Origin of the sequence: Winogradskyella schleiferi (assembly GCF_013394655.1) — a bacterium.
Taxonomy (GTDB): Bacteria; Bacteroidota; Bacteroidia; order Flavobacteriales; family Flavobacteriaceae; genus Winogradskyella; species Winogradskyella schleiferi.
Genome location: NZ_CP053351.1, coordinates 2,962,895 through 2,988,174, shown reverse-complemented (window position 1 = coordinate 2,988,174; position 25,280 = coordinate 2,962,895). Strand labels below are relative to the sequence as shown.

General features: G+C 35.0%; 18 protein-coding genes and 5 tRNA genes. All 23 read left to right on the top strand.

All coding sequences use genetic code 11. The annotated features are described in order from the left end of the window. The first annotated feature begins 112 nt into the window (after positions 1-112). Positions 113-1,000, top strand: a complete 888-nt coding sequence (locus tag HM990_RS12945; RefSeq protein WP_178989344.1) for a ComEA family DNA-binding protein — start codon at positions 113-115, stop codon at positions 998-1,000. Positions 1,001-1,065: 65 nt separating this feature from the next. Continuing rightward, complete coding sequence (locus tag HM990_RS12940) at positions 1,066-2,232, top strand: acyl-CoA dehydrogenase family protein (RefSeq protein WP_178991987.1); 1,167 nt, start codon at positions 1,066-1,068, stop codon at positions 2,230-2,232. A gap of 206 nt (positions 2,233-2,438) precedes the next feature. Next, positions 2,439-3,818, top strand: coding sequence for an alpha-amylase (locus tag HM990_RS12935; RefSeq protein ID WP_178989343.1), 1,380 nt, complete (start codon positions 2,439-2,441; stop codon positions 3,816-3,818). Between the two features lie 188 nt (positions 3,819-4,006). Beyond that, on the top strand, positions 4,007-4,897 hold the full coding sequence (locus HM990_RS12930) for a tyrosine-type recombinase/integrase (RefSeq protein ID WP_178989342.1): 891 nt from the start codon (positions 4,007-4,009) through the stop codon (positions 4,895-4,897). Between the two features lie 200 nt (positions 4,898-5,097). Beyond that, entirely contained in the window at positions 5,098-5,400 is a 303-nt protein-coding gene (locus HM990_RS12925; RefSeq protein ID WP_178989341.1) for an HPF/RaiA family ribosome-associated protein, read from the top strand. Positions 5,401-5,514: 114 nt separating this feature from the next. Continuing rightward, positions 5,515-5,588, top strand: a tRNA-Thr gene (locus HM990_RS12920). 109 nt (positions 5,589-5,697) lie between these two features. Beyond that, positions 5,698-5,779 (top strand) — tRNA-Tyr (locus HM990_RS12915). Positions 5,780-6,037: 258 nt separating this feature from the next. Next, positions 6,038-6,110 (top strand) — tRNA-Gly (locus tag HM990_RS12910). Between the two features lie 125 nt (positions 6,111-6,235). Beyond that, positions 6,236-6,307, top strand: a tRNA-Thr gene (locus tag HM990_RS12905). 70 nt (positions 6,308-6,377) lie between these two features. Further along, the gene (gene tuf / locus HM990_RS12900; RefSeq protein ID WP_178989340.1) at positions 6,378-7,565 is read left to right on the top strand and encodes an elongation factor Tu; all 1,188 of its coding nucleotides are present in this window, start codon (positions 6,378-6,380) and stop codon (positions 7,563-7,565) included. Between the two features lie 171 nt (positions 7,566-7,736). Continuing rightward, positions 7,737-7,809 (top strand) — tRNA-Trp (locus HM990_RS12895). A 46-nt stretch (positions 7,810-7,855) separates the two neighbouring features. Then, the gene (secE, locus tag HM990_RS12890) at positions 7,856-8,050 is read left to right on the top strand and encodes a preprotein translocase subunit SecE (RefSeq protein WP_178989339.1); all 195 of its coding nucleotides are present in this window, start codon (positions 7,856-7,858) and stop codon (positions 8,048-8,050) included. Positions 8,051-8,068: 18 nt separating this feature from the next. Beyond that, on the top strand, positions 8,069-8,614 hold the full coding sequence (gene nusG / locus HM990_RS12885) for a transcription termination/antitermination protein NusG (protein ID WP_178989338.1): 546 nt from the start codon (positions 8,069-8,071) through the stop codon (positions 8,612-8,614). Positions 8,615-8,680: 66 nt separating this feature from the next. After that, entirely contained in the window at positions 8,681-9,121 is a 441-nt protein-coding gene (gene rplK, locus HM990_RS12880; protein ID WP_178989337.1) for a 50S ribosomal protein L11, read from the top strand. Positions 9,122-9,132: 11 nt separating this feature from the next. Continuing rightward, complete coding sequence (rplA, locus tag HM990_RS12875) at positions 9,133-9,822, top strand: 50S ribosomal protein L1 (protein ID WP_178989336.1); 690 nt, start codon at positions 9,133-9,135, stop codon at positions 9,820-9,822. 19 nt (positions 9,823-9,841) lie between these two features. Further along, positions 9,842-10,363 (top strand): 50S ribosomal protein L10, encoded by a 522-nt coding sequence (gene rplJ, locus HM990_RS12870; RefSeq protein WP_178989335.1) that lies wholly within the window; start codon positions 9,842-9,844, stop codon positions 10,361-10,363. Between the two features lie 60 nt (positions 10,364-10,423). Continuing rightward, complete coding sequence (gene rplL, locus HM990_RS12865; protein WP_178989334.1) at positions 10,424-10,798, top strand: 50S ribosomal protein L7/L12; 375 nt, start codon at positions 10,424-10,426, stop codon at positions 10,796-10,798. 130 nt (positions 10,799-10,928) lie between these two features. Next, a complete protein-coding gene (gene rpoB / locus HM990_RS12860; protein ID WP_178989333.1) occupies positions 10,929-14,741 on the top strand; it encodes a DNA-directed RNA polymerase subunit beta in 3,813 nt (1,270 codons plus the stop codon). Between the two features lie 81 nt (positions 14,742-14,822). Then, positions 14,823-19,124: a DNA-directed RNA polymerase subunit beta' gene (rpoC, locus tag HM990_RS12855; RefSeq protein ID WP_178989332.1), complete on the top strand. Its 4,302-nt coding sequence runs from the start codon at positions 14,823-14,825 to the stop codon at positions 19,122-19,124. Positions 19,125-19,285: 161 nt separating this feature from the next. Continuing rightward, positions 19,286-19,603, top strand: a complete 318-nt coding sequence (locus tag HM990_RS12850) for a DUF3467 domain-containing protein (protein WP_178989331.1) — start codon at positions 19,286-19,288, stop codon at positions 19,601-19,603. Positions 19,604-19,982: 379 nt separating this feature from the next. Next, positions 19,983-22,319 (top strand): chondroitinase-B domain-containing protein, encoded by a 2,337-nt coding sequence (locus HM990_RS12845; RefSeq protein WP_178989330.1) that lies wholly within the window; start codon positions 19,983-19,985, stop codon positions 22,317-22,319. A gap of 22 nt (positions 22,320-22,341) precedes the next feature. Next, on the top strand, positions 22,342-23,379 hold the full coding sequence (locus HM990_RS12840) for a polysaccharide lyase family 7 protein (protein ID WP_178989329.1): 1,038 nt from the start codon (positions 22,342-22,344) through the stop codon (positions 23,377-23,379). 4 nt (positions 23,380-23,383) lie between these two features. Beyond that, positions 23,384-25,267, top strand: a complete 1,884-nt coding sequence (gene gndA, locus HM990_RS12835; RefSeq protein WP_178989328.1) for an NADP-dependent phosphogluconate dehydrogenase — start codon at positions 23,384-23,386, stop codon at positions 25,265-25,267. Positions 25,268-25,280: the final 13 nt, after the last annotated feature.

Genomic DNA, 25,280 nt, shown 5'->3' with positions numbered 1-25,280 from the left:
AATTGTATCCCGAGAGTTAATGTAAAATGAAAAATTATAGTATCGGTTAAGGACCATAGAGCTTGATTCTATAAGCGCAGCGGTATTGACTCTAAAAATAAATATTATATATATGAAATCTCATTTCCAGTTTTCTAACAAACAACGGAATGGGATTTTTTTATTGTTGGCAATTGTTGTGATGGTGCAATGCGTATATTGGTTTGCTCCAAAAATCTTCGCAAGTTCAAAAGTAGATTTTCCCGAAGACAAAGATGAGATTGAAACCTTTAGAAAAGAAATAGATTCATTGCGTATGGTTGAAATAGAAAACAAGAAACCTAAAATCTATCCGTTCAACCCAAATTATATCACTGATTATAAAGGTTATACTTTAGGAATGACCAATGAAGAAATTGATAGACTTCATAAATTTAGGGCAACCAACCAATGGGTGAATTCTGCCAAGGATTTTCAGAAGGTGACCAAAGTTTCGGATTCATTTTTAGCTACCATTTCGCCTTATTTCAAATTTCCAGATTGGGTCACTAACCCGAAACCAAAATCTCAAGGCTACAGTAATTCTTATTCAAACACTAAAAAGCCTAAAACCTATCAGCAGAAAATAGATTTGAATAAAGCCACGGCAAGTCAACTGAGAAAAGTTTATGGTATAGGCGAAAAACTATCGGAACGTATTATCAAATACCGAAATAAATATAAAGGTGGATTTATTTCCGATATCCAACTGAGCGAAGTCTATGGGTTGTCACCAGAAGTGATAGAGCGCATTCAAAACGATTTTACAGTTAAAACACCAAGAGCAATTAACAGGTTCAATCTCAATACGGCCACTAGAGACGAATTGGTCACTATTCAATATATTGGTTATGAAGTTGCGAATAACATAATTGAAGAACGAACGCTAAGGGATGGCTTTAAATCTTTGGAAGAATTAACAAAAGTTGAAGATTTCCCCATCAAAAAATTCGAGATAATTAAGTTATATTTGCAGCTATGAATTTATCCTGACTTTTCGGTTAAAAAGTAATAGTCGAGATGAGTTCTATTAACAAACAACAATTTATGTCTAACTTATATTTTACGGAAGAGCACAATTTATTCAGGGAAAGCCTTAGGGAATTTTTAAAAAAAGAAGTAGTACCACATATTGATAAATGGGAGGAAACAGGTCATATAGAACGTTTCATCTGGAAGAAATTTGGAGATATGGGTTACTTTGGGCTAGCAACACCTGAAGCTTATGGCGGGTTGGATTTAGATTTGTTTTACACGGTAATTTTTCTTGAAGAATTGCAACGTATCAATTCTGGTGGCTTTGCAGCGGCAATGTGGGCACATGCTTATTTAGCAATGACGCATCTGAACAAGGAAGGTAATCATGAGCAAAAAGAAAAATATTTAACACCAAGTGCCTTAGGTGATGCCATAGGCTGTCTTTGTATTACGGAGCCATTTGGAGGAAGTGATGTTGCAGGTATGCGTTCCACTGCGGTTAAAAAAGGAGATACTTACGTGATCAATGGTTCTAAAACTTTTATAACCAATGGTGTTTATAGTGATTATTTGGTGGTTGCAGCGAAGACTAGTCCCGAATTAGGAAATAAAGGCATTAGTATTTTTATAATGGACAGGGATACACCAGGTATTTCAGCCACAAAATTAGACAAGTTAGGTTGGAGAGCTTCGGATACTGGAGAAATTGCCTTTGATAATGTGGTCATTCCTGCTTCAAATTTAATGGGAGAAGAAGGACAAGGTTTTCCATACATCATGCAACATTTTTCTTTAGAAAGGTTGATCATGGGCGTGAATGCCCATGCAAGAGCGGAATATGCTTTAGAATATGCAAAACAATACATGTCCGAAAGAACGGCTTTTGGGAGAACCATCGATAAATTTCAAGCCTTAAGACACACCTATGCCGATTGCGAAACACAGATGGAAATTTGTAAGCAATTCAATTATTATGTGGCAAAACGATTGGATATGGGCGATTATGTCGTGAAAGAAGCGACGATGTCTAAGCTACAATCTACAAAAATGGCAGATGATGTTATTTACCAATGCCTTCAATTTTTAGGAGGATATGGTTATATGGAAGAATATCCATTGGCACGTATGGCAAGAGATAGTCGTTTAGGGCCAATTGGTGGAGGAACTTCTGAAATCCTCAAAGAAATCATTGCTAGAATGGTCATTGATGATAAGGATTATAAGCCGGCAACTTAATTAATTGTCTTAAAACTTTTAAATGTAAGTTTTATCCTATAAAAATAAAAACCCATCAAAATATTGGTGGGTTTTTTGCGTTTTACCGATTATATTAACAAAAAATTAGTGATTTATCAACACGAAAACGATTTCGTAAAATTTCTGATTTTGAATAAGCACTGTATTCCTATAACTTTAAATGGAACAACAAAATCTTAGAACTTATGAAATATTACAAACTTATCGGCATGGCTTGTTTAATGCTATTTCTTTTCACTTGTAGCAAAGACGAAATTATTAATGAAGAACAATCTGTAAAACCAATTGAAACTAATATTGACTATTTTAAACGTGCTGGGCTAAAACCAATCGGTTCAGGCGTAATGATGCAAGCATTTTATTGGGATGTTCCAGCAGGAGGTACGTGGTGGAACACCATAAATTCCAAAGTGGCAGATTGGAGTAATTCAGGAATCGATGCTATTTGGCTTCCGCCAGTTTCAAAAGCACAAAACGGACCTTTTTCTATGGGTTACGACCCTTTCGATTATTTCGATTTTGGCGAATACAATCAAATGGGAAGTACTGAAACACGTTTTGGTTCCCGAACGGAGTTAACTAATATGATAAATACGGCACATCAAAATGGGTTGAATGTTATTGCAGACATAGTAATTAATCATAACAGTGGTGGAGCTAGTGAAGCTAATCCATATACAGGTGGCAATACTTGGACGGACTTTAATCCAATGTCGGGAAATTTTTACCGCTCGGCTACTGATTTTCATGCTAATAATATTCACTCTAACGATAGTGGTGCATTTGGTGGTTTTCCAGATTTATGTCACAATCAAACTTACGTTCAGGATTGGTTATGGAAAAACCCAAATAGCGTGGCAAAATATTACAGAGATGTTATAGGTTTTGATGGCTGGCGTTTCGATTACGTAAAAGGTTTTGAACCATGGGTTGTTAAAGCCTGGAAAGATGAGGTTGGTGGTTTTTCAGTTGGAGAACTATGGGACAGTAATGTATCTTTATTAGATTCTTGGACGAGTTCAGCAGAAGCAAGCGCTTTTGATTTTGCCTGTTACTATAAGATGAAAGATGCTTTTATGGGAAATAATCTAAACGCTTTAAATGATAACATGCTATGGAAACAAAATGCTTCCAGAGCAGTAACGTTTGTCACGAACCATGATACAGATGAAATCATTAATAATAAAATTTTAGCGTATGCCTATATCCTAACACATGAAGGTTATCCAACTATATTTTACAAGGATTATGAAGAGTGGTTAAATAAAGAACGATTAAATAATTTAATCTGGATACATAATAATTTGGCAGGTGGTTCCACAAATATATTACATGCAGATACAGATGAATATGTAGCAAGAAGAAATGGGTATAACAATTCAGGCCTTGTAGTCTATATTAATAATTCAAATTTGTGGAAAGAACGATGGATAGAAACCAATTGGTCCAATACGGTAATAAAAGATTATACAGGCCATTCCAGTTGGGAGCCAACCACACAATATGGAAAATGGGTCAAAATCCAAGCACCACCCAAGAGCTATTCTGTATGGTCCGTGAAATAATCAAGTTGATATCTAAAATTTTAAAATCCTGCCATTGAGCAGGATTTTTTTTGTTTAAAATTCAATATTAATCATAGCTTATACTTATATTTAAATCCGAATTAGGTATTGGAACTTTGTTATGAAGATTCTAGCTGGAATAAATTTTCTAATACATATTTCGGATTGTAGTCCACCAAACAAATTGAATGAGTATAAAAGCCTTTTCAGAATATTTATTATTGGAGAAGAAGTATTCTAAGCATACTGTTTTAGCCTACACTCGTGATATCGAAAATTTTCAAAACTTTTTAAATCTAAATCACGATTCTCAAGATTTAGGAAAAGTTGGCTATTCTGAAATTAGACAATGGATTGTAGAATTGGTAGATAGCAATATTTCCAACCGAACAATAAACAGAAAAGTTTCTTCATTAAACACATATTTTAAATTTTTGCTCAAAACCGAAGATGTTCGGGTTAATCCCTTAAAACAACACAAAGCATTAAAAGTAGGAAAGAAAGTGCAGTTGCCTTTTTCTGAACAAGAATTGAAAACCGTTTTGGAAGTCGCTATCGAAGTCCATGATTTTGAAAGTGCCAGAAATCATTTCATTATTGAGTTGTTCTATGCCACAGGAATTAGACGTATCGAACTCGTAAATTTGAGACTCGTAGATATCGATAAAGGTAATACCCAAATAAAAGTATTAGGTAAAAGAAATAAGGAAAGATATATTCCCTTAATAGAATCCTTGTCCAAGTCTCTAAACTGCTATTTAGATTATCGAAAGAATTTACCTATCATAGAAGATAAAGAGATACTATTTTTAACTAAAAATGGTCTTAAAGTTTACGAAAAGCTTGTTTACAGAATAATAAATAAGTATTTTAGTCAAGCATCTACGAAGGCAAAATGCAGCCCTCATGTATTAAGGCATTCGTTTGCAACGCACTTGTTAAACCAAGGTGCGGATTTAAATACAGTAAAAGAACTTCTTGGGCATACAAGTTTAGCAGCGACGCAAGTGTATACGCATAGCAGTATAACAGAATTAAAAAAAGTACATGCTAAAGCACATCCAAGAAACCAACCATAGCTCACTTCGCTACAATAACTACGAAGGCCGAAAGCTTTGGCTTAATATTCAGTAATCCGTGTTGAAGAAAAAATTTTAGCACAGATGTTTAACTTAGACTAATAGTATATGAAACATTCTTAGCATGAGATTTTAATGCATATTAAAATATTTTTGTGAATGTTCCATAAGACCAATTATAAACCATTAAATATAATCACATGAAAGTAAACACTCAATCCGTAAATTTTACAGCAGATAGTAAGTTGATAAATTTTATTCAGAAGCGTATGGATAAATTAGATATGTTTTATGATAAAATAATTCAATCCGATGTATATTTAAAAGTTCAGAAAACAAGTGATAAAGAAAATAAAATATTTGAAGTTAAATTAAATGTACCAGGAGATAGTTTTGTTGTAAAGAAACAATGTAAAACATTTGAAGAAGGTGCTGATGCGGCTATTGCCTCTTTGGGAAGACAGATTAAAAAGCGAAAAGAAAAATTAAGAGCACATAGTTAAATAAAATTTTTTAAAAAATGTTTTGATTAAATAAATAAAACATTACATTTGCAGTCCGTTAGAAATAGCGGACTTTTTTTAAGACGATTTTCGACGGTAAAAGAGTAAGAAAAAGCCGATGTAGCTCAGCTGGCTAGAGCAGCTGATTTGTAATCAGCAGGTCGTGGGTTCGAGTCCCTCCATCGGCTCTAAATTCCTTCTAAAGAAGGGTCTCAGATCTAAAAATTTGAGAGCGTTAATTGAAATTATTGTTTTTAGAATTTTGGAGTTTTTTATTTAGAATTTTAGAGACTATTTGGGGAGATACTCAAGCGGCCAACGAGGACAGACTGTAAATCTGTTGGTTTCACCTTCGCAGGTTCGAATCCTGCTCTCCCCACAAAGAATTTTTATAAGGAGTTGTCAAAAGCTAGCTTTTGTAAAACTGCGTTAAAAAAATCTTTGGGTTGGGTCACCAATCCAGGATTACCGAGCGGAGCGAGGTAATCTTCTTTCTGAATTAAAAATTGGATTAAAGTTTGAAGACTTTAATGGTGATTTTTGTTTGATTGAGGATTTTGCAAAGCGAAGTAATCTAAAATAAACATGATAATTTGAAATATTGAAACCTTTCAAAATGTAAAAATTTTGATAAAATGCGAGAGTAGCTCAGTTGGTAGAGCGTCAGCCTTCCAAGCTGAATGTCGCCGGTTCGAACCCGGTCTCTCGCTCAAAAGAGCGAAGAACGTGAGAGAAGTTTATGCTGAGCGTTGTTGAAATAAACCCGGTCTCTCGCTCTAAAATTCCTGCGAAGGCAGGAATCTCATTCTTCGCGATGAGGACTTAAACACTTTACGCCGGTGTAGCTCAGGGGTAGAGCGTTTCCTTGGTAAGGAAGAGGTCACGAGTTCAAATCTCGTCATTGGCTCTTTTTTCTGAGTTCAGAAAAGAATAACAATTGAACACTAATTATTAAATAAGATTAAAATAAATTAAACATGGCAAAGGCAACTTTCGATCGTTCAAAACCACACTTAAACATTGGTACTATTGGACACGTAGATCACGGTAAAACAACTTTAACTGCTGCTATTACTAAAGTATTAGCTGATGCAGGTTTATCTGAAGCAAGATCATTTGATCAAATTGATAATGCACCAGAAGAAAAAGAAAGAGGTATAACAATTAATACTTCTCACGTAGAATATGCAACTGCAAATCGTCATTACGCTCACGTTGACTGTCCAGGTCACGCGGATTACGTAAAGAACATGGTTACAGGTGCTGCTCAAATGGATGGTGCTATCTTAGTTGTTGCTGCAACAGATGGTCCTATGCCACAAACTCGTGAGCATATCTTACTTGGTCGTCAGGTAGGTATTCCTCGTATCGTTGTATTCATGAATAAAGTGGATATGGTTGATGATGAAGAGTTATTAGAATTGGTTGAAATGGAAATCAGAGACTTATTATCATTCTACGAATATGATGGTGATAATGGTCCTGTAGTAGCAGGTTCTGCTTTAGGTGCACTTAACGGTGAGCAAAAGTGGGTTGATACTGTAATGGAATTAATGAAGAGCGTAGATGAGTGGATTGAAGAGCCAGAAAGAGATATGGACAAGCCATTCTTAATGCCTATTGAAGATGTATTCTCAATTACAGGTCGTGGTACTGTTGCAACTGGTCGTATTGAAACTGGTGTAGCTAACACAGGTGATCCAGTTGAGATTATCGGTATGGGTGCTGAGAAATTAACATCTACTATTACAGGTATCGAAATGTTCCGTCAAATATTAGATAGAGGTGAAGCTGGTGATAACGCTGGTATCTTATTAAGAGGTATTGAGAAATCTCAAATCTCTAGAGGTATGGTAATTACTAAGCCAGGTTCGGTAACACCACACGCTAAGTTTAAAGCTGAGGTTTATATCCTTAAAAAAGAAGAAGGTGGACGTCACACGCCATTCCATAACAACTACCGTCCTCAGTTCTACGTGCGTACAACTGATGTAACTGGAAACATCCAATTACCTGATGGAGTTGAAATGGTAATGCCTGGAGATAACTTAACAATTACAGTTGAGTTGATTAACACAATTGCAATGAACGTAGGTTTACGTTTCGCTATCCGTGAAGGTGGTAGAACAGTTGGTGCTGGTCAGGTTACTGAGATTTTAGACTAAATCAAAATAGTTAAATAAATAATTAAGGTGTCTCGATATTTCGGGACGCCTTGATTATTGTTTACGGGTTTACCTGCCTGCGGCAGACAGGGCTCAGAGCTGAGCGCTATACAAACTAGTAAATTATAACATTTAAAGCCATAGTTTTAATTAAGAGATTATAGCTTTTCTACGGGTTTAGCTCAGTTGGTAGAGCACTGGTCTCCAAAACCAGGTGTCGTGAGTTCGAGTCTCTCAACCCGTGCAAAATAAAAATAAGCTTCATTTAAGCTTTAATAACAAAGAATCAAATGGCAGGATTAATCACATATATAAAGGAATCGTTTGAAGAGTTAAAGAATAACGTGTCTTGGACACCTTGGCCAGAAGCTCAAAAGTTAACAGTTATTGTTGCTGTGTTTTCAATTATATTTTCATTGGCCATTTGGGGAGTTGATACTGTTTTTAGTAGAGCGGTAAAGGCTTATTTTGAAATGATTCACTAACAATTATACAAGAAGAAGATGTCTGATAAAAAATGGTATGTTGTTAGAGCGGTAAGCGGTCAAGAAAATAAAATCAAAAGCTATATTGAAAATGAGATTTCAAGATTAGGTTTAGAAGATTTTGTTGATCAAGTCTTAGTGCCAACAGAAAAAGTAATCCAAATTCGTAACGGAAAGAAAATAAACAAAGAGAAAGTTTATTTTCCGGGTTACATTATGGTTCAAGCTAATTTAAGTGGTGAGATTCCTCATATTATTAAATCAATTACAAATGTTATTGGTTTCTTAGGTGAAACAAAAGGTGGTGACCCTGTACCTTTAAGACAATCTGAAGTAAATAGGATGTTAGGTAAAGTAGATGAATTGTCTGTAGAAGCTGATGCTAACGTAGCGATTCCATTTACAAAAGGGGAGACTGTAAAAGTTATCGATGGACCATTCAATGGTTTTGATGGTACTATCGAAAAGATTAATGAAGAAAAGCGTAAGCTTGAGGTAATGGTAAAGATTTTCGGAAGAAAGACACCATTAGAGTTAAGTTATATGCAAGTAGAAAAAGTTTAATAATTGTTACATAAAGAGCGATTTATCTATGCTTCCTTTATAGATAATCGTAATAAACATTAAGAAATGGCAAAAGAAATAGACAAAGTAGTTAAGCTACAAGTTCGGGGAGGTGCTGCGAATCCATCGCCACCGGTAGGACCCGCTTTAGGTGCCGCTGGAGTAAATATCATGGAGTTCTGTAAGCAATTTAATGCTAGAACACAAGATAGACCAGGTAAAGTATTACCTGTGGTAATTTCGGTTTTCAAAGACAAATCATTTGACTTTGTAATCAAAACTCCACCAGCAGCAGTACAATTATTAGAAGCGGCCAAAGTAAAGAAAGGATCAGGAGAACCAAACCGACGTAAAGTAGCAAAAGTAACTTGGGATCAAGTTAAAGCGATTGCTCAAGACAAAATGGTAGATTTAAACGCCTTTGAAATCGGATCAGCTATGAAAATGGTTGCCGGTACAGCAAGATCGATGGGTATCACTGTTAAAGGAGGAGAAGCTCCAAACTAAATTTTTTAGAAATGGCAAGATTAACAAAGAAGAAAAAAGAGGCACAAGCAAAGGTAGATAATAACAAAATTTACTCTTTAGAAGAAGCTTCAGCATTACTAAAAGAGATTACATACACAAAGTTTGATGCTTCTATCGATTTAGCAATCAGATTAGGTGTAGATCCACGTAAAGCCAATCAAATGGTTCGTGGTGTAGTTTCGTTACCACACGGTACAGGTAAAGATATGAAGGTTCTTGCACTTGTAACTCCAGATAAAGAAGAAGAAGCTAAAGAAGCTGGCGCTGATTATGTTGGGTTAGATGAATACTTACAGAAAATTAAAGATGGTTGGACAGACGTTGACGTTATCGTTACTATGCCAAGCATTATGGGTAAGTTAGGACCGTTAGGTAGAGTATTAGGACCAAGAGGTCTTATGCCAAACCCTAAGACCGGAACAGTAACTATGGACGTAGCTAAAGCAGTTGCGGAAGTAAAAGCTGGTAAGATAGATTTTAAAGTAGATAAAACAGGAATTGTACATGCACCAATTGGTAAAGCTTCATTTAGTGAAGACAAGATTGTGGGCAATGCAAAAGAATTATTATCTACAATCATGAAGTTAAAGCCAACTGCTTCAAAAGGAGTTTATGTAAAGAGCATTTATATGTCTAGTACCATGAGTCCAAGTATAGCAATTGACACAAAAATAGGATAGTAGTTAAACTTAGAATATTATGACAAGAGAAGAAAAATCCCAAGTAATTGAAGAGTTGACTGCTCAATTAGCAGATAATACAAATATCTATTTAACGGATATTTCTGGATTAGATGCAGCAACAACTTCAAATTTAAGAAGAGCGTGTTTCAAGTCTAACATAAAGTTAGCCGTTGTTAAGAATACACTTTTAGAGAAAGCAATGGATGCATCGGACAAAGAATTCGGTGATTTACCAACGACTTTAAAAGGCAATACATCAGTAATGTATTCTGAAACAGGAAACGCACCTGCTAAAGTAATTAAAGAATTCCGCAAGAAATCTGAAAAGCCTTTATTAAAAGGAGCTTTCATTGAGGAGTCTATTTACATCGGCGACGATTTACTGGATGCATTAGTAGATATTAAGTCGAGAGAGGAACTTATTGGCGACATTGTAGGATTGTTACAATCTCCAGCTAAAAACGTTATCTCTGCGCTTAAATCTAGTGGTGGAACTATCGCAGGTATCGTTAAAACATTATCCGAAAGAGAAGGATAATAAAATAAGCACACACAATAGAAAATTAAATTATAACACACATTATTAAACATTAGAAAAATGGCAGATTTAAAAGATTTCGCAGAACAATTAGTTAACCTTACAGTAAAAGAAGTTAACGAATTAGCAACTATATTAAAAGATGAGTATGGTATTGAGCCTGCAGCTGCTGCTGTAGCTATGGCTGGTCCTGCTGCTGGTGGTGGAGAAGCTGCTGAGGAGCAAACTGAATTCGATGTTATCTTAACAGCTGCAGGTGGTTCTAAACTAGCTGTAGTAAAATTAGTTAAGGAATTAACTGGTTTAGGTTTAAAAGATGCTAAAGGTTTAGTTGATGATGCACCAAGCCCAATTAAGGAAGGTGTAGCAAAAGACGAAGCTGAAGCATTGAAAGCTCAGTTAGAAGAAGCTGGAGCTGAGGTGGAGCTTAAGTAAGCTTACTCATTCCAACAATTTAAGGTTTAGTTTTATCCCGCATTTTTTGCGGGATAAGACCTAAACCATTTTGTGTATATAAGCGTTATATACATTATTTAGTTTTTATTTATTAAAATCTCGTTCATCAATGTTAGCAAAAAAGGCTGAAAGAATTAATTTCTCTTCTATTGTAAATAGAACAGATTACCCAGACTTTTTGGATATCCAAATTAAATCCTTCCAGGATTTTTTCCAATTAGAAACAAAGTCAGAAGAAAGAGGTACTGAAGGTTTGTACAACACCTTCATGGAGAACTTCCCAATAACAGACACGCGTAATCAATTCGTACTAGAATTTTTAGATTACTTTATTGATCCTCCAAGATATTCTATAGAAGAATGTATTGAAAGAGGGTTAACTTACAGTGTGCCTTTAAAAGCAAGATTGAAGTTGTATTGTACAGATCCAGAACATGAGGATTTTGAAACTATCGTTCAGGATGTATATTTAGGTACTATTCCTTACATGACACCTAGTGGTACATTTTGTATCAATGGTGCAGAACGTGTAGTGGTTTCTCAGTTACACAGATCGCCTGGTGTTTTCTTTAGCCAGTCTTTCCATGCCAATGGAACTAAATTATATTCGGCAAGAGTAATTCCTTTCAAAGGATCTTGGATAGAATTTGCTACAGACATTAATAGTGTAATGTATGCTTACATTGATAGAAAGAAAAAGTTACCTGTTACTACTTTGTTCAGAGCCATTGGTTTTGAACGTGATAAAGATATTTTAGAGATTTTTGACCTTGCTGAAGAAGTAAAGGTTTCGAAATCTGGATTAAAGAAAGTTATCGGTCGTAAGTTAGCTGCTCGTGTATTGAATACATGGCACGAGGATTTCGTTGATGAAGATACTGGTGAAGTAGTATCTATTGAACGTAACGAAATTGTATTGGATCGTGATACCGAAATCGATAAAGATAATATTGAAGAAATTCTTGAAGCTGAAGTTAAAACGATTCTTTTACATAAAGAAAGTGCGCAACAAGGCGATTACGCAATTATCCATAATACATTACAAAAAGATCCAACAAACTCTGAAAAAGAAGCTGTTGAGCACATCTACCGTCAATTACGTAATGCTGAGCCGCCAGATGAGGAAACGGCTCGTGGTATAATTGACAAATTATTCTTTTCTGACCAACGTTACTCTTTAGGTGAAGTAGGTCGTTACAGAATGAACAAGAAATTACAGTTGGATATTGGAATGGATAAGCAAGTGCTTACTAAAGAAGATATCATAACTATTATTAAATATTTAATTGAGTTAATTAACTCTAAAGCAGAGATTGATGATATCGATCACTTATCTAATCGTCGTGTACGTACAGTAGGTGAGCAGTTATCTTCTCAGTTTGGTGTTGGTTTAGCACGTATGGCTCGTACTATTCGTGAGCGTATGAACGTTCGTGATAACGAAGTGTTTACACCAATAGATTTAATTAATGCGAAGACGCTATCGTCTGTTATTAATTCTTTCTTTGGAACGAATCAGCTATCTCAATTTATGGATCAAACGAATCCTTTGGCGGAGATTACGCATAAACGTCGTCTGTCAGCATTAGGACCAGGTGGTTTATCAAGAGAAAGAGCAGGTTTCGAGGTACGTGATGTTCATTATACACATTACGGACGTTTATGTCCTATTGAAACACCAGAAGGACCAAACATTGGTTTAATTTCTTCTTTATCTGTATTTGCGAAAGTAAATGCGATGGGCTTTATTGAAACGCCTTATCGTAAAGTAGAAAATGGTGTTGTAGATATTAAAAATGCACCAACATATCTAAGTGCCGAAGAAGAGGAAGATATGCTAATTGCACAAGCAACGATCAAAGTAGATGACAAAGGAAAAATATTAGCAGATAAAATTATTTCTCGTCAAGAAGGTGATTTCCCTGTTATTGATCCTTCAAATGTTAACTATACCGATGTTGCACCTAACCAAATTGCCTCTATTTCAGCATCATTAATTCCATTCTTGGAACATGATGATGCCAACCGTGCATTAATGGGATCTAACATGATGCGTCAGGCTGTACCTTTATTACGTCCTGAAGCGCCAATTGTTGGTACAGGTTTAGAACGTCAAGTAGCATCAGATTCTAGAGTATTGATCAATGCTGAAGGTGCTGGAACAGTAGAATATGTAGATGCTGAAAAAATCACGATTAAGTACGAACGTACTGACGAAGCTGCAATGGTTAGTTTTGATAGTGATACTAAAACTTATCCTTTAGTTAAATTTAGAAAAACAAACCAAGGAACTTCTATCAACTTAAAGCCTATTGTTGTGAAAGGTGATAAGGTTGTAAAAGGTCAAGTCCTTTGTGAAGGTTATGCAACCGAAAATGGTGAATTAGCGCTTGGTAGAAATATGAAAGTAGCCTTTATGCCTTGGAAAGGGTATAACTTTGAGGATGCGATTGTAATTTCTGAAAAAGTAGTAAGGGAGGATGTATTTACATCTATTCATATCGATGAATATTCATTGGAAGTTAGAGATACCAAATTAGGTAACGAAGAATTAACTAACGATATTCCTAACGTTTCGGAAGAAGCAACTAAAGATTTAGATGAAAATGGTATGATTCGCATTGGTGCGGAAATCAAGCCAGGTGATATCTTAATTGGTAAAATTACACCAAAAGGGGAATCAGATCCAACGCCTGAAGAAAAACTGCTTCGTGCCATCTTTGGTGATAAAGCAGGTGATGTTAAGGATGCGTCTTTAAAAGCGTCTCCTTCATTGAATGGTGTTGTTATCGATAAGAAATTATTTGCTAGAGCGGTAAAAGATAAGCGCAAAAGAGCACAAGACAAAGAAGATATCGAAAAGCTGGAAGATGCTTACGATAACAGATTTGATGATCTTAAAAGTATCGTAGTTGAAAAATTATTCAACATCGTTAACGGAAAAACAGCTCAAGGAATTTATAATGATTTAGGAGAGGAAATTATTCCAAAAGGTAAAAAATATACCTTAAAGATGTTAAATGCTGTAGATGATTATACGCATTTAACCTCTGGAAAATGGACAACTGATGATCATACAAATGAACTTGTTGCAGATTTAATCCACAACTATAAGATAAAGGAAAATGATCTTCAAGGGGCTTTAAGACGTGAGAAGTTTACTATCTCTGTTGGTGATGAGCTACCGGCTGGTATTATTAAATTGGCTAAGGTTTACATCGCTAAGAAACGTAAACTTAAAGTTGGTGATAAAATGGCAGGTCGTCACGGTAACAAAGGTATTGTGGCTCGTATCGTTCGTCAAGAAGATATGCCTTTCTTAGAGGATGGAACTCCAGTTGATATTGTATTGAATCCACTTGGTGTACCTTCTCGTATGAATATTGGTCAAATCTATGAAACTGTTCTAGGTTGGGCTGGTAAAGATTTAGGAAGAAAGTATGCGACTCCAATTTTCGATGGTGCAACTTTAGATCAGATTAATGAATATACAGATGAAGCTGGTATTCCAAGATTCGGTCATACCTATTTATATGATGGTGGAACAGGTGATCGTTTCGATCAACCAGCTACAGTTGGTGTCATCTACATGATTAAACTGGGTCACATGATTGACGATAAGATGCACGCACGTTCTATTGGACCTTACTCTTTAATTACGCAACAGCCGTTAGGTGGTAAAGCACAATTTGGTGGACAGCGTTTTGGAGAGATGGAAGTCTGGGCACTTGAAGCTTATGGCGCATCAAGTACACTACGTGAGATCTTAACTGTAAAATCAGATGACGTGATTGGTAGAGCAAAAACTTACGAAGCAATCGTTAAGGGAGAGCCAATGCCAGAACCAGGATTACCGGAATCTTTTAATGTACTTATGCACGAATTAAAAGGTTTAGGATTAGATATTAGATTAGAAGAATAATTTTATAGTTGACAGTCTCAGTTTACAGTAAGCACAATTTGCTAACTGAAAACTGCGACTGCGACTGAATACTATAAAGAAATGGCAAGAAGACAAGATAAGAATACAGTACAGAAATTTAATAAAATTTCTATTGGTTTAGCTTCTCCAGAGTCTGTTTTAGCAGAATCTCGCGGAGAGGTATTAAAGCCAGAAACTATTAATTATCGAACTCACAAACCAGAAAGAGATGGTTTGTTCTGTGAGCGTATTTTTGGTCCGGTAAAGGATTTTGAATGTGCTTGTGGTAAATATAAAAGAATACGTTACAAGGGTATTGTTTGTGACCGTTGTGGTGTAGAAGTAACAGAAAAGAAAGTACGTAGAGATCGTGTAGGTCACATCAACTTAGTGGTGCCTGTAGCGCATATCTGGTATTTCCGTTCGTTACCAAATAAAATCGGTTACCTTCTTGGATTACCATCTAAGAAATTAGATATGATAATCTATTATGAGCGTTACGTGGTAATTCAGCCAGGTATTGCTATTAATGCTGAAGGCGAACCAGTGCAAAAAATGGATTTCTTAACGGAAGAAGAGTACCTAAACATTTTAGAATCTATTCCTCAAGAGAATCAATATTTAGATGATACAGACCCTAACAAATTCATCGCTAAGATGGGTGCTGAGTGTCTTATCGATTTATTAGCAAGAATTGATTTAGATCAATTATCTTATGATTTAAGACATAAAGCTAATAATGAAACCTCTAAACAACGTAAGACTGAGGCGTTAAAGCGCTTACAAGTTGTTGAAGCGTTTAGAGATTCAAATTTAAACAGAGAGAACAGACCAGAGTGGATGATCATGAAGGCTGTTCCTGTAATTCCACCAGAATTAAGACCTTTAGTGCCTTTAGATGGTGGTCGTTTTGCAACCTCAGATTTAAATGATCTTTATCGTCGAGTAATTATCCGTAACAATCGTTTGAAGCGATTGGTAGAGATAAAAGCACCAGAAGTGATTTTACGTAATGAAAAGCGTATGTTACAAGAATCAGTAGATTCATTATTTGATAACACACGGAAATCATCTGCAGTAAAAACAGATTCTAACAGACCATTAAAATCATTATCAGATTCACTTAAAGGTAAGCAAGGACGTTTCCGTCAAAACTTATTGGGTAAACGTGTTGATTATTCTGCACGTTCTGTAATTGTTGTTGGACCAGAATTAAAATTATTTGAATGTGGATTGCCAAAAGGAATGGCAGCAGAGCTTTACAAGCCATTTATCATTAGAAAGCTGATTGAAAGAGGCATTGTAAAAACGGTTAAATCTGCAAAGAAAATTATAGATAGAAAAGAACCTGTAGTTTGGGATATCTTAGAAAATGTTTTAAAAGGACATCCAGTACTTTTAAATCGTGCTCCTACCTTACACAGACTTGGTATTCAAGCTTTCCAACCTAAGCTTATTGAAGGTAAAGCAATTCAGTTACACCCATTAGTATGTACGGCTTTTAATGCCGATTTCGATGGTGACCAGATGGCTGTACATTTACCATTAGGTCCAGAAGCGATTTTAGAATGTCAATTATTAATGTTGGCGTCACATAATATATTGAATCCGGCTAACGGTTCTCCAGTTACTGTACCTTCTCAGGATATGGTACTTGGTTTATATTATATGACTAAGTTGCGTAAAACGGATGAAAATTATACCGTTAAAGGTGAAGGTTTAACGTTCTACTCTCCTGAAGAAGTTACTATTGCTTACAATGAGAAGAAAGTGGACTTAAACGCTGGAATCAAAGTAAGAACTTATGATTTCAATGAAGAAGGTGAGTTAACTAAACAAATTATAGAAACCACTGTTGGTCGTGTACTTTTCAACGAAAAAGTACCAGCAGCAGCAGGTTATATCAATGAGGTATTAACTAAAAAGTCTTTAAGGGAAATCATTCATGGTGTCCTCAAAAAGACAAGTGTACCAGAAACAGCTGATTTCCTTGATGAGATTAAAACTCAAGGATACAAATTTGCATTCCAAGGTGGACTATCCTTTAGTTTAGGTGATATTATTATTCCTTCTGAAAAGCAAGGAATGATTGATGCAGCGAACAAAGAAGTTGATGGTATTATGGGTAACTATAATATGGGACTTATTACCAACAACGAACGTTATAACCAAGTTATTGATATCTGGACATCAACAAATGCTGAATTGACAGAATTGTCTATGAAGCGTATTCGTGAGGATCAACAAGGGTTTAACTCGGTGTTTATGATGCTTGATTCTGGTGCAAGGGGTTCTAAAGAACAGATTCGTCAGTTAACAGGTATGCGTGGATTAATGGCCAAGCCTAAGAAATCTACAGCAGCAGGTGGAGAAATTATTGAGAATCCAATTCTTTCTAACTTTAAGGAGGGACTTTCAATTTTAGAATACTTTATCTCTACACACGGTGCACGTAAAGGACTTGCAGATACAGCTCTTAAAACGGCTGATGCTGGTTACTTAACCCGTCGTTTGGTAGATGTTTCGCAAGATGTCATTGTATATGAAGAGGATTGTGGTACACTAAGAGGAATCGAAGTTTCTGCACTTAAGAAAAATGAAGAAATAGTTGAGAGCTTAGAAGGTAGAATCGTCGGTAGAACATCACTTAATGATGTTTACAATCCATTAACTGAAGAGTTATTGGTAGAAGCTGGTGGTCATATTAATGATATTATCGCTAAGAAAATTGGTGATTCGCCACTAGATTCTATAGAGGTGCGTTCGCCATTATCATGTGAAGCCAAAAAAGGTATCTGTGTGAAATGTTACGGTCGTAACTTGGCTACAGGTAAGATGGTACAACGTGGAGAAGCTGTTGGTGTAGTTGCTGCTCAGTCAATTGGAGAACCGGGTACTCAGTTAACGTTACGTACATTCCACGTAGGTGGTATTGCAAGTAACATTTCAGAGGAGAATAAGTTAACGGTTAAGTTTGATGGTATTGCAGAAATTGAAGATCTTAAAACTGTAAAATCAAAAGATGGCGAAGGAAAAGAAGTTGATGTCGTTATCTCAAGAACTTCAGAATTAAAATTAATAGATGCTAAAACAGGCATTGTCTTAAGTACTAACAATATTCCTTATGGTTCATTTATTTATGTGAAACCAGGAGATAAGGTTAAGAAAGGTGATGTTATTTGTTCATGGGATCCATATAATGGTGTAATTATTTCAGAATTCGCTGGTAAAGTGAAGTATGAAAACATTGAACAAGGTGTTACTTACCAAGTAGAAATTGACGAACAAACAGGTTTCCAAGAGAAAGTAATTTCAGAATCAAGAAACAAGAAATTGATTCCGACCTTATTGATTGAAGATAAGAAAGGGGAAACTATTCGTTCTTACAACTTACCAGTTGGTGCGCACATAATGATTGATGATGGCGACAAAATTGATATCGGTAAGATTTTAGTTAAGATTCCTCGTAAATCTGCTAAAGCTGGTGATATTACTGGTGGTCTACCTCGTGTAACGGAATTATTTGAAGCACGTAACCCTTCTAATCCTGCTGTAGTAAGTGCGATTGATGGTGTGGTTTCATTTGGTAAAATTAAGCGTGGTAACCGTGAGATTATTATCGAATCTAAATTAGGTGAGGTTAAGAAATATTTGGTCAAATTATCTAATCAAATTCTTGTACAAGAAAATGATTACGTTAAAGCAGGTATGCCTCTATCGGATGGTTCTATAACACCAAATGATATTCTTAATATTAAAGGCCCTTCAGCCGTACAACAATACTTAGTAAACGAAGTACAAGAAGTTTATCGTTTACAGGGTGTAAAGATTAATGATAAGCACTTTGAAGTTGTTGTAAGACAAATGATGCGTAAAGTTAGAATCATTGATTCTGGTGATACTATTTTCTTAGAAAACCAATTAGTTCATAAATCTGATTTCATTGAAGAAAATGATAAGATTTTCGGAATGAAAGTGGTAGAAGATGCTGGTGATTCAGATAATATGAAATCTGGTCAAATTGTAACCGTTAGAGATCTGAGAGATGAAAACTCTAGCTTACGAAGAGAAGATAAGAATCTTGTAACGGCAAGAGATGCGAGTCCTGCGACTGCAACTCCAATATTACAAGGTATTACTAGAGCGTCGTTACAAACTAAGTCGTTTATATCTGCAGCATCGTTCCAAGAAACTACCAAGGTTCTTAACGAAGCAGCTGTAAATGGTAAGGTCGATTCTCTTGAAGGACTTAAAGAAAATGTAATTGTTGGTCATAGAATACCAGCAGGAACAGGTGTTAGAGAATACGAAAATATCATTGTAGGTTCTAAACAAGAATTTAACGAAATGATGAAGGCTAAAGAAGAAATGAATTTTAATTAATTCAAGGTTTCTTTAAAATAAATAATAGTACTAAAAGCCTTCTTGTATTTTTACATGAAGGCTTTTTTAATTTCAATTTCCTATAAGGTTGTAATCCTAATAGGTTTATCAAAATTATTAATTAGATTTCCTTTGATAAGGAAGCATAAACAGTTTTTAAAATGGCAGAAGAAAAAAAGAATCCGAAAAAAGGACAAATAAACATAGAACTTGACGAAAAAGTAGCTGAAGGCACGTACTCCAACTTGGCAATTATTAACCATTCTGTTTCAGAATTTGTAGTTGACTTTGTAAGTATAATGCCGGGCACTCCAAAGAGTAAGGTGAAGTCTCGTATTATCTTAACCCCTCAGCATGCCAAGCGTTTATTAAAAGCATTAGGTGATAATGTAGTTCGTTTTGAAAAGGCACATGGTGAGATTAAAGATTACGAACAACCACCAATTCCATTAAATTTTGGTCCTACAGGACAAGCTTAAAAGCAATAATCTATAAGTCAGTATCTCATAAATTATGTAAAATTTTGAAATCCCAGATTAAATATTAATCTGGGATTTTTTTATTTTTAATTTGGTCAAAGTTGTTTTTATTGGAGTTAAATATAGGATTAGAGAGCGTTTTAGATCATAATTAGTCATTTTGTATATACAATTAACTATATTGTATTCACAATTAACCTATTTTATTCTTCTATTTGAAATATTTATTTTATTTTTGGTTAACCAAACTGGTTAACCAATTAATAGAATAACCAATATAAAAAGAATTTAAACCATACTACTCCATACAATTCTAGGTTTCGTCTGTTAAGGTTTGGATGGTAAAGGCACACAGTAATTAAATCAAATACTATATTAAATGAAAACATATCCATTAATTTTCGCTTTGTTCTTAGCACTTTACTCATGTGGGGAAAAGGCTACTACAAGTACAGAATCAAGTCAATTAATTTCCAATATTGACGAGTTAAACGATGCCATAAAAAATGCACAAGCAGGTGATGATATCGTTTTGAAAAATGGTGTTTACAAAGATGTTGAAATTAAATTTAGGGGGAAAGGAACCAAAAACAATCCTATAACATTAAAAGCTGAAACCCCTGGAAAAGTTAGTATTGAGGGTAAGTCCTATTTAAAGTTTGGAGGCGAATACTTAACGGTAGAAGGTTTGCATTTTAAAAATGGATATTCACCATCTAGTGCTGTTATAGATTTTAAAATAAGCCATAAAGATTCACTGGACGAAATAGCCAGCCATTGTAAATTCACCAATTGTGTTATCGAGGATTTTAACAAACTTAAAAGAGATGATGATGATTTATGGGTTAGGTTTTGGGGAAGACACAATGAATTAAGCAATTGCTATATCGCAGGAAAGACAAACAGAGGCCCAACCGTTAGAGTGAGTATAGAAGGTAGGGAAAGTATAAATAATTACCACCAAATCATCAACAATCATTTTGGTCCAAGACCTGTTAAAGGTGGTCCAAGTGGTGAGACAATTCAGTTAGGAAACAGTTACACTTCCATGTCACCAAGTTATACCATGGTCGCCAATAATTTATTTGAAGAGTGCAATGGTGAGGTGGAAGTCATTTCAAGCAAAACAAACTTCAACGAGTTTAGAAATAATGTGTTTTATAAAAGTGAAGGCTCACTGGTTACACGTCATGGAAATTATTGTACTATCGATGGCAATTATTTTATTGGTGATGGTGTAAATAAAAACGTTGGTGGCATTAGAATTATCAATACTGGTCATTGGGTTACAAACAACTACTTCTATAACCTAATAGGGACAAGTTTCAGAAGTCCATTAGCTGTAATGAATGGTATTCCAAAATCGCCATTAAACCGCTATAACCAAGTAACTGATGTGGTTGTGGCTTATAATACGTATGTAAATTGTAGTTCACCGTGGCAGTTTGGTGTGGGTACAAATATTGCACAATCAGATGTGTTACCAAAATCAGAAATCCGCTCAGCTAGAGCCATTAGAACTACGGTTGCCAATAATGTGATTTATAATGAAAAGGGATTAGAAAAGATTGTTGTTGAAAACGACAAAGCTGATGGCGTGATATTTAAAAGTAATGTTGTAGATAATCAAGGTGTAAAATTTAATGACTTTGATGGCGGAATTAAAACTGCATCTTTAGAGTTGAAAAAAGTATCAAAATATATTTTCCTTCCATCAGGAATTCCTTCTGAAATTGAAGTCTATAATGGTTTCGATTTTAATACCATTAAAACCGATTTATTCGGTGCTTCAAGAAAAGATAGTAAAAGTATTGGTGCGGCTGTTGGTGTAGATGTTTCCAATCCGAATATTTTAGATAAGTCAAAATATGGAACCTCATGGTATTCCAATGAAATTGAAGCAAAAGAACCGACGATACACGCTGTAACTAAAGCAGAAGACTTGCAAACTAAAATAGATGAAGCCATAAATGGCGATATTATTGCTTTAGCTGAAGGTGTTTATAATGTTGAAAAGTCCGTAGTAATCAATAAGACAATCACAATTCAATCCCAAGGTAACGAAAAAGCTGAACTTATGTTTTCAGGAGCGGCTAACACACCTTTATTTTCATTGGAATCTAAAGGAAAGTTAACAGTAAATAATGTAACGTTAAAAGGAAATACTTCAAACTACGCGTTCGCAAGTTTAAAAGAAAACATGTCGAACCATTTTGGTCTTTCAGTTTCAAATACTGACATCAGCGATTTTAATTATGTGCTCAAAGTATACACAGAATCATTTTCTGAACGCATCACTTTTGAAAACACCTCAATTTCAAATTGCGAAAATGGTATAGAACTTTCCGAAGAAACCAACGACAGAGGTGATTACAACACAGAATATTTAACCATTGATAATTGCCAATTTACGAATGTGAAACAAAATGTGATCGATTATTACAGAGGTGGTTATGACGAGTCAACCATTGGTGGCAACCTTTTAGTAACCAATAGTACATTTGTCAATTGTGGCGTAAAAGAGAAAAATGACATTCTGTTAAATCACAGAGGTATTGTAAATGTGAATATCAATAATAACACTTTTAAAAATAATCCAGTGGAGTTTGTTTCGATTCTATGGGGTGCAAAAAACAATGTAGAAACTGAAAACACTTTGATCAATTCAGGTCAATTAAAAACAGAAGAAAATTTGAAGTTAAAACTAATGTACTAAACCAATAAAATTATTGATTAATATGAAAAAATCACTTTTTACAATATTCACAGTTTTAGCCTTGGTGGCTTGTAAAGACAATGCCAAAACTAACTCAGATACAACTACAGACACTACTGAAAAAACTGAAGAAATTAAGACATATCCAAGTGATGTGCTTCCTTTTATGAACAAATGGAGCATACTTTGTGGTGACGGAACAAAAGAAGAGAACTTAGTTAATTTTGAACATGAAGGTTTTTTCTATGTTGAAAATGAAAATAGTACGGATTGGGTAGTATACAAAACACCGAATTCAGGTATTACGTCTAGAACATCAAGTAATACAAGAACAGAAATGGGTCAAAAGAAACATTGGATTCCAGAAGAAGGTGGTAAATTAACTGGGACTTTAAAAGTTCAGCACGTTTCAACTACTGGAGATGCGACTAAAGCGTCTTCGTATTCAGTAGTGATTGGACAAATTCATAGCGACGAAGGTCACGAAAATGAACCTTTAAAAATCTATTATAAAAAATTTCCAAGTCATACAAAAGGCTCTGTATTTTGGAATTACGAAATCAATACTGAAGGTGATAATATTGGAAGATTTGATTATTCTACTGCAGTTTGGGGACATGATTTTTCTGTAGTTGGAACAGATGCAACAAACTATCCGGAAGAACCAGAAAATGGCATAGCTTTAGGTGAGGAATTCAGCTACGAAGTCAACGTACATAAAGGCATTATGTATTTGAATTTTACTAGTGAAGGTCATGAGACCATAACATTCACAAAAAGTTTAATAGAGTCAGAATTTGCGACAAGAAAAGACATTCCAGAGCAAGTCAAAACAGTTTATGCAAACAGAGAAAAAGGTGGTGGAGTTGAGCGTAAAACTGCTTATGCTGGTGAAATCAATTATTTTAAACAAGGTGCCTATAACCAAGCTAATCCAAAAAGCACCAAATCGGAAGTTTATGGTGGTGATATAGTCAAACAATATGAAAATGGAAGCTATGCAGAAGTTTGGTTTAAAGATGCAACTGTAGGCGAAAGTACAGAGCCAACTAAAAAATAAATCATTGAACAAAGTAATCTTCATAATAGGCGTTTCAGGAAGTGGAAAAAGCACTATTGGGCAATTACTGGCAGACAATTTAAATAGTCCTTTTTTTGATGGAGACGATTTTCATCCTGAAAACAACATCAAAAAAATGGCTAACGGACAACCTTTAAATGACGATGACAGACAAGATTGGCTAGAGACTTTAAATGAATTAGCAAAACAACAACTAGCAAATAATAGTTGTGTCATTGTATGTTCAGCTTTAAAACAAAAGTATCGTGATATTTTAAATCGTGATATTGAGAGCAAAACAAAATGGGTGCATTTATCGGGAACTTTCAATCAAATTTCAAAACGATTACAAAGTCGTGAAGGACATTTTATGCCTTCAGAATTATTGAAATCACAATTCGATATTTTAGAATCACCAAAAGAAGCTATTCAAATAGATATTAGCTTAACACCAGAAAACATTGTAAAATCTATAAAGCACGAATTAATGAACACCTCGGAATTTGGATTATTTGGATTAGGCGTTATGGGCAAAAGCCTATGTAGAAATTTAGCCAATAACGGTTTCAAAATTTCGATGTTCAATAGGCATGTTGAAGGCACAGAAGAAGATATTGCTAAAAATTTTAAAGCACAATATCCAGAATTATCACAAGCAGAGGCCTTTGACGATATTTCGGCTTTTGTAAAATCTTTGCAACAACCAAGGTGCATAATGCTCATGGTCAATGCAGGAAAAACCATTGATTATGTCATAGAAGATTTGCTGCCACATTTATCTGTAAATGATATTATTATAGATGGAGGAAATTCAAATTACAAAAAAACAAAAGAGCGCAACGCCTATTTAAAAACCAAAGGTATTCACTTTATTGGTACAGGCGTTTCGGGAGGCGAAGAAGGCGCTTTAAAAGGGCCATCAGTCATGCCAAGTGGAGATAAAGACACGTACAAAAAAATAGCACCTTTTTTAGAGAAAATTTCTGCTAAGGACAAGAACAATTTACCATGCTGTACTTATGTTGGTCCAGAAGGCAGTGGCCATTTTATCAAAATGGTTCATAATGGTGTGGAATATGTAGAAATGCAATTATTGGCTGAAGTAGCCACTATTTTAGAAGCTTTGGGTCAAAATCCTGATGAGATAGCTAACACTTTAGAGACTTGGAAAAATGCTGCAAACAGCTATTTATTGGAAATCACAACTGCCATTTTTAGAAAAAAAGAAGGAAAGGATTGGTTGGTCCATAAAATATTGGACAAAGCAGAAAACAAAGGCACAGGAAACTGGACGACCATTGCTTCTGCGGAATTGGGAGTGCCAAGTACCTTAATTGCTTCTGCTCTATTTTCACGGTATATTTCATTTTATAAGGAGGAAAGGGTTGAATTAAATAAGAATCTTAAAAAAGAAAATGTTTCAGAATTAAACCTGACATCCAATGAGATTTTAGAAGCCTATCAATTCGCAAGAATCATAAGCCATTATCAAGGTTTTAAATTAATTTCTGAAGCTTCCAATACGTTTTTATGGCATTTAAATCTTAGCGAGATTGCTAGAATTTGGACTAATGGCTGCATTATTAGATCAACTTTAATAGAAGAATTAGTTGAAGTTTTTAAACATACTACTAATATCTTAACCAGTCCAAAATTAATAGAACGAGTTAATCAATATATACCATCCGCGAAAAAAGTGGTTTCAGAAGGTGTACTGAATGATATTACAACGCCTGCGTTGGGAGAAGCGCTTCAATTTTTTTACGGAATAACGACACAGTACGCTTCGGCAAATATTATTCAAGCGCAACGCGATTATTTTGGAGCCCACACCTATCAAAGACTGAAAGATGATTCTGAAAAGAGTTATCACACCAACTGGAATTAAAAATAACCAACCA

Bases quoted from the DNA above. Each gene is read 5' to 3' on its own strand.
- secE (WP_178989339.1), top strand. From the start codon at position 7,856: ATGGCAGGATTAATCACATATATAAAGGAATCGTTTGAAGAGTTAAAG.
- rpoB (WP_178989333.1), top strand. From the start codon at position 10,929: ATGTTAGCAAAAAAGGCTGAAAGAATTAATTTCTCTTCTATTGTAAAT.
- HM990_RS12850 (WP_178989331.1), top strand. From the start codon at position 19,286: ATGGCAGAAGAAAAAAAGAATCCGAAAAAAGGACAAATAAACATAGAA.
- rplA (WP_178989336.1), top strand. From the start codon at position 9,133: ATGGCAAGATTAACAAAGAAGAAAAAAGAGGCACAAGCAAAGGTAGAT.
- rpoC (WP_178989332.1), top strand. From the start codon at position 14,823: ATGGCAAGAAGACAAGATAAGAATACAGTACAGAAATTTAATAAAATT.
- rplL (WP_178989334.1), top strand. From the start codon at position 10,424: ATGGCAGATTTAAAAGATTTCGCAGAACAATTAGTTAACCTTACAGTA.
- HM990_RS12945 (WP_178989344.1), top strand. From the start codon at position 113: ATGAAATCTCATTTCCAGTTTTCTAACAAACAACGGAATGGGATTTTT.
- HM990_RS12935 (WP_178989343.1), top strand. From the start codon at position 2,439: ATGAAATATTACAAACTTATCGGCATGGCTTGTTTAATGCTATTTCTT.
- HM990_RS12845 (WP_178989330.1), top strand. From the start codon at position 19,983: ATGAAAACATATCCATTAATTTTCGCTTTGTTCTTAGCACTTTACTCA.
- tuf (WP_178989340.1), top strand. From the start codon at position 6,378: ATGGCAAAGGCAACTTTCGATCGTTCAAAACCACACTTAAACATTGGT.
- HM990_RS12940 (WP_178991987.1), top strand. From the start codon at position 1,066: ATGTCTAACTTATATTTTACGGAAGAGCACAATTTATTCAGGGAAAGC.
- HM990_RS12925 (WP_178989341.1), top strand. From the start codon at position 5,098: ATGAAAGTAAACACTCAATCCGTAAATTTTACAGCAGATAGTAAGTTG.
- nusG (WP_178989338.1), top strand. From the start codon at position 8,069: ATGTCTGATAAAAAATGGTATGTTGTTAGAGCGGTAAGCGGTCAAGAA.
- HM990_RS12840 (WP_178989329.1), top strand. From the start codon at position 22,342: ATGAAAAAATCACTTTTTACAATATTCACAGTTTTAGCCTTGGTGGCT.
- rplJ (WP_178989335.1), top strand. From the start codon at position 9,842: ATGACAAGAGAAGAAAAATCCCAAGTAATTGAAGAGTTGACTGCTCAA.
- HM990_RS12930 (WP_178989342.1), top strand. From the start codon at position 4,007: ATGAGTATAAAAGCCTTTTCAGAATATTTATTATTGGAGAAGAAGTAT.
- rplK (WP_178989337.1), top strand. From the start codon at position 8,681: ATGGCAAAAGAAATAGACAAAGTAGTTAAGCTACAAGTTCGGGGAGGT.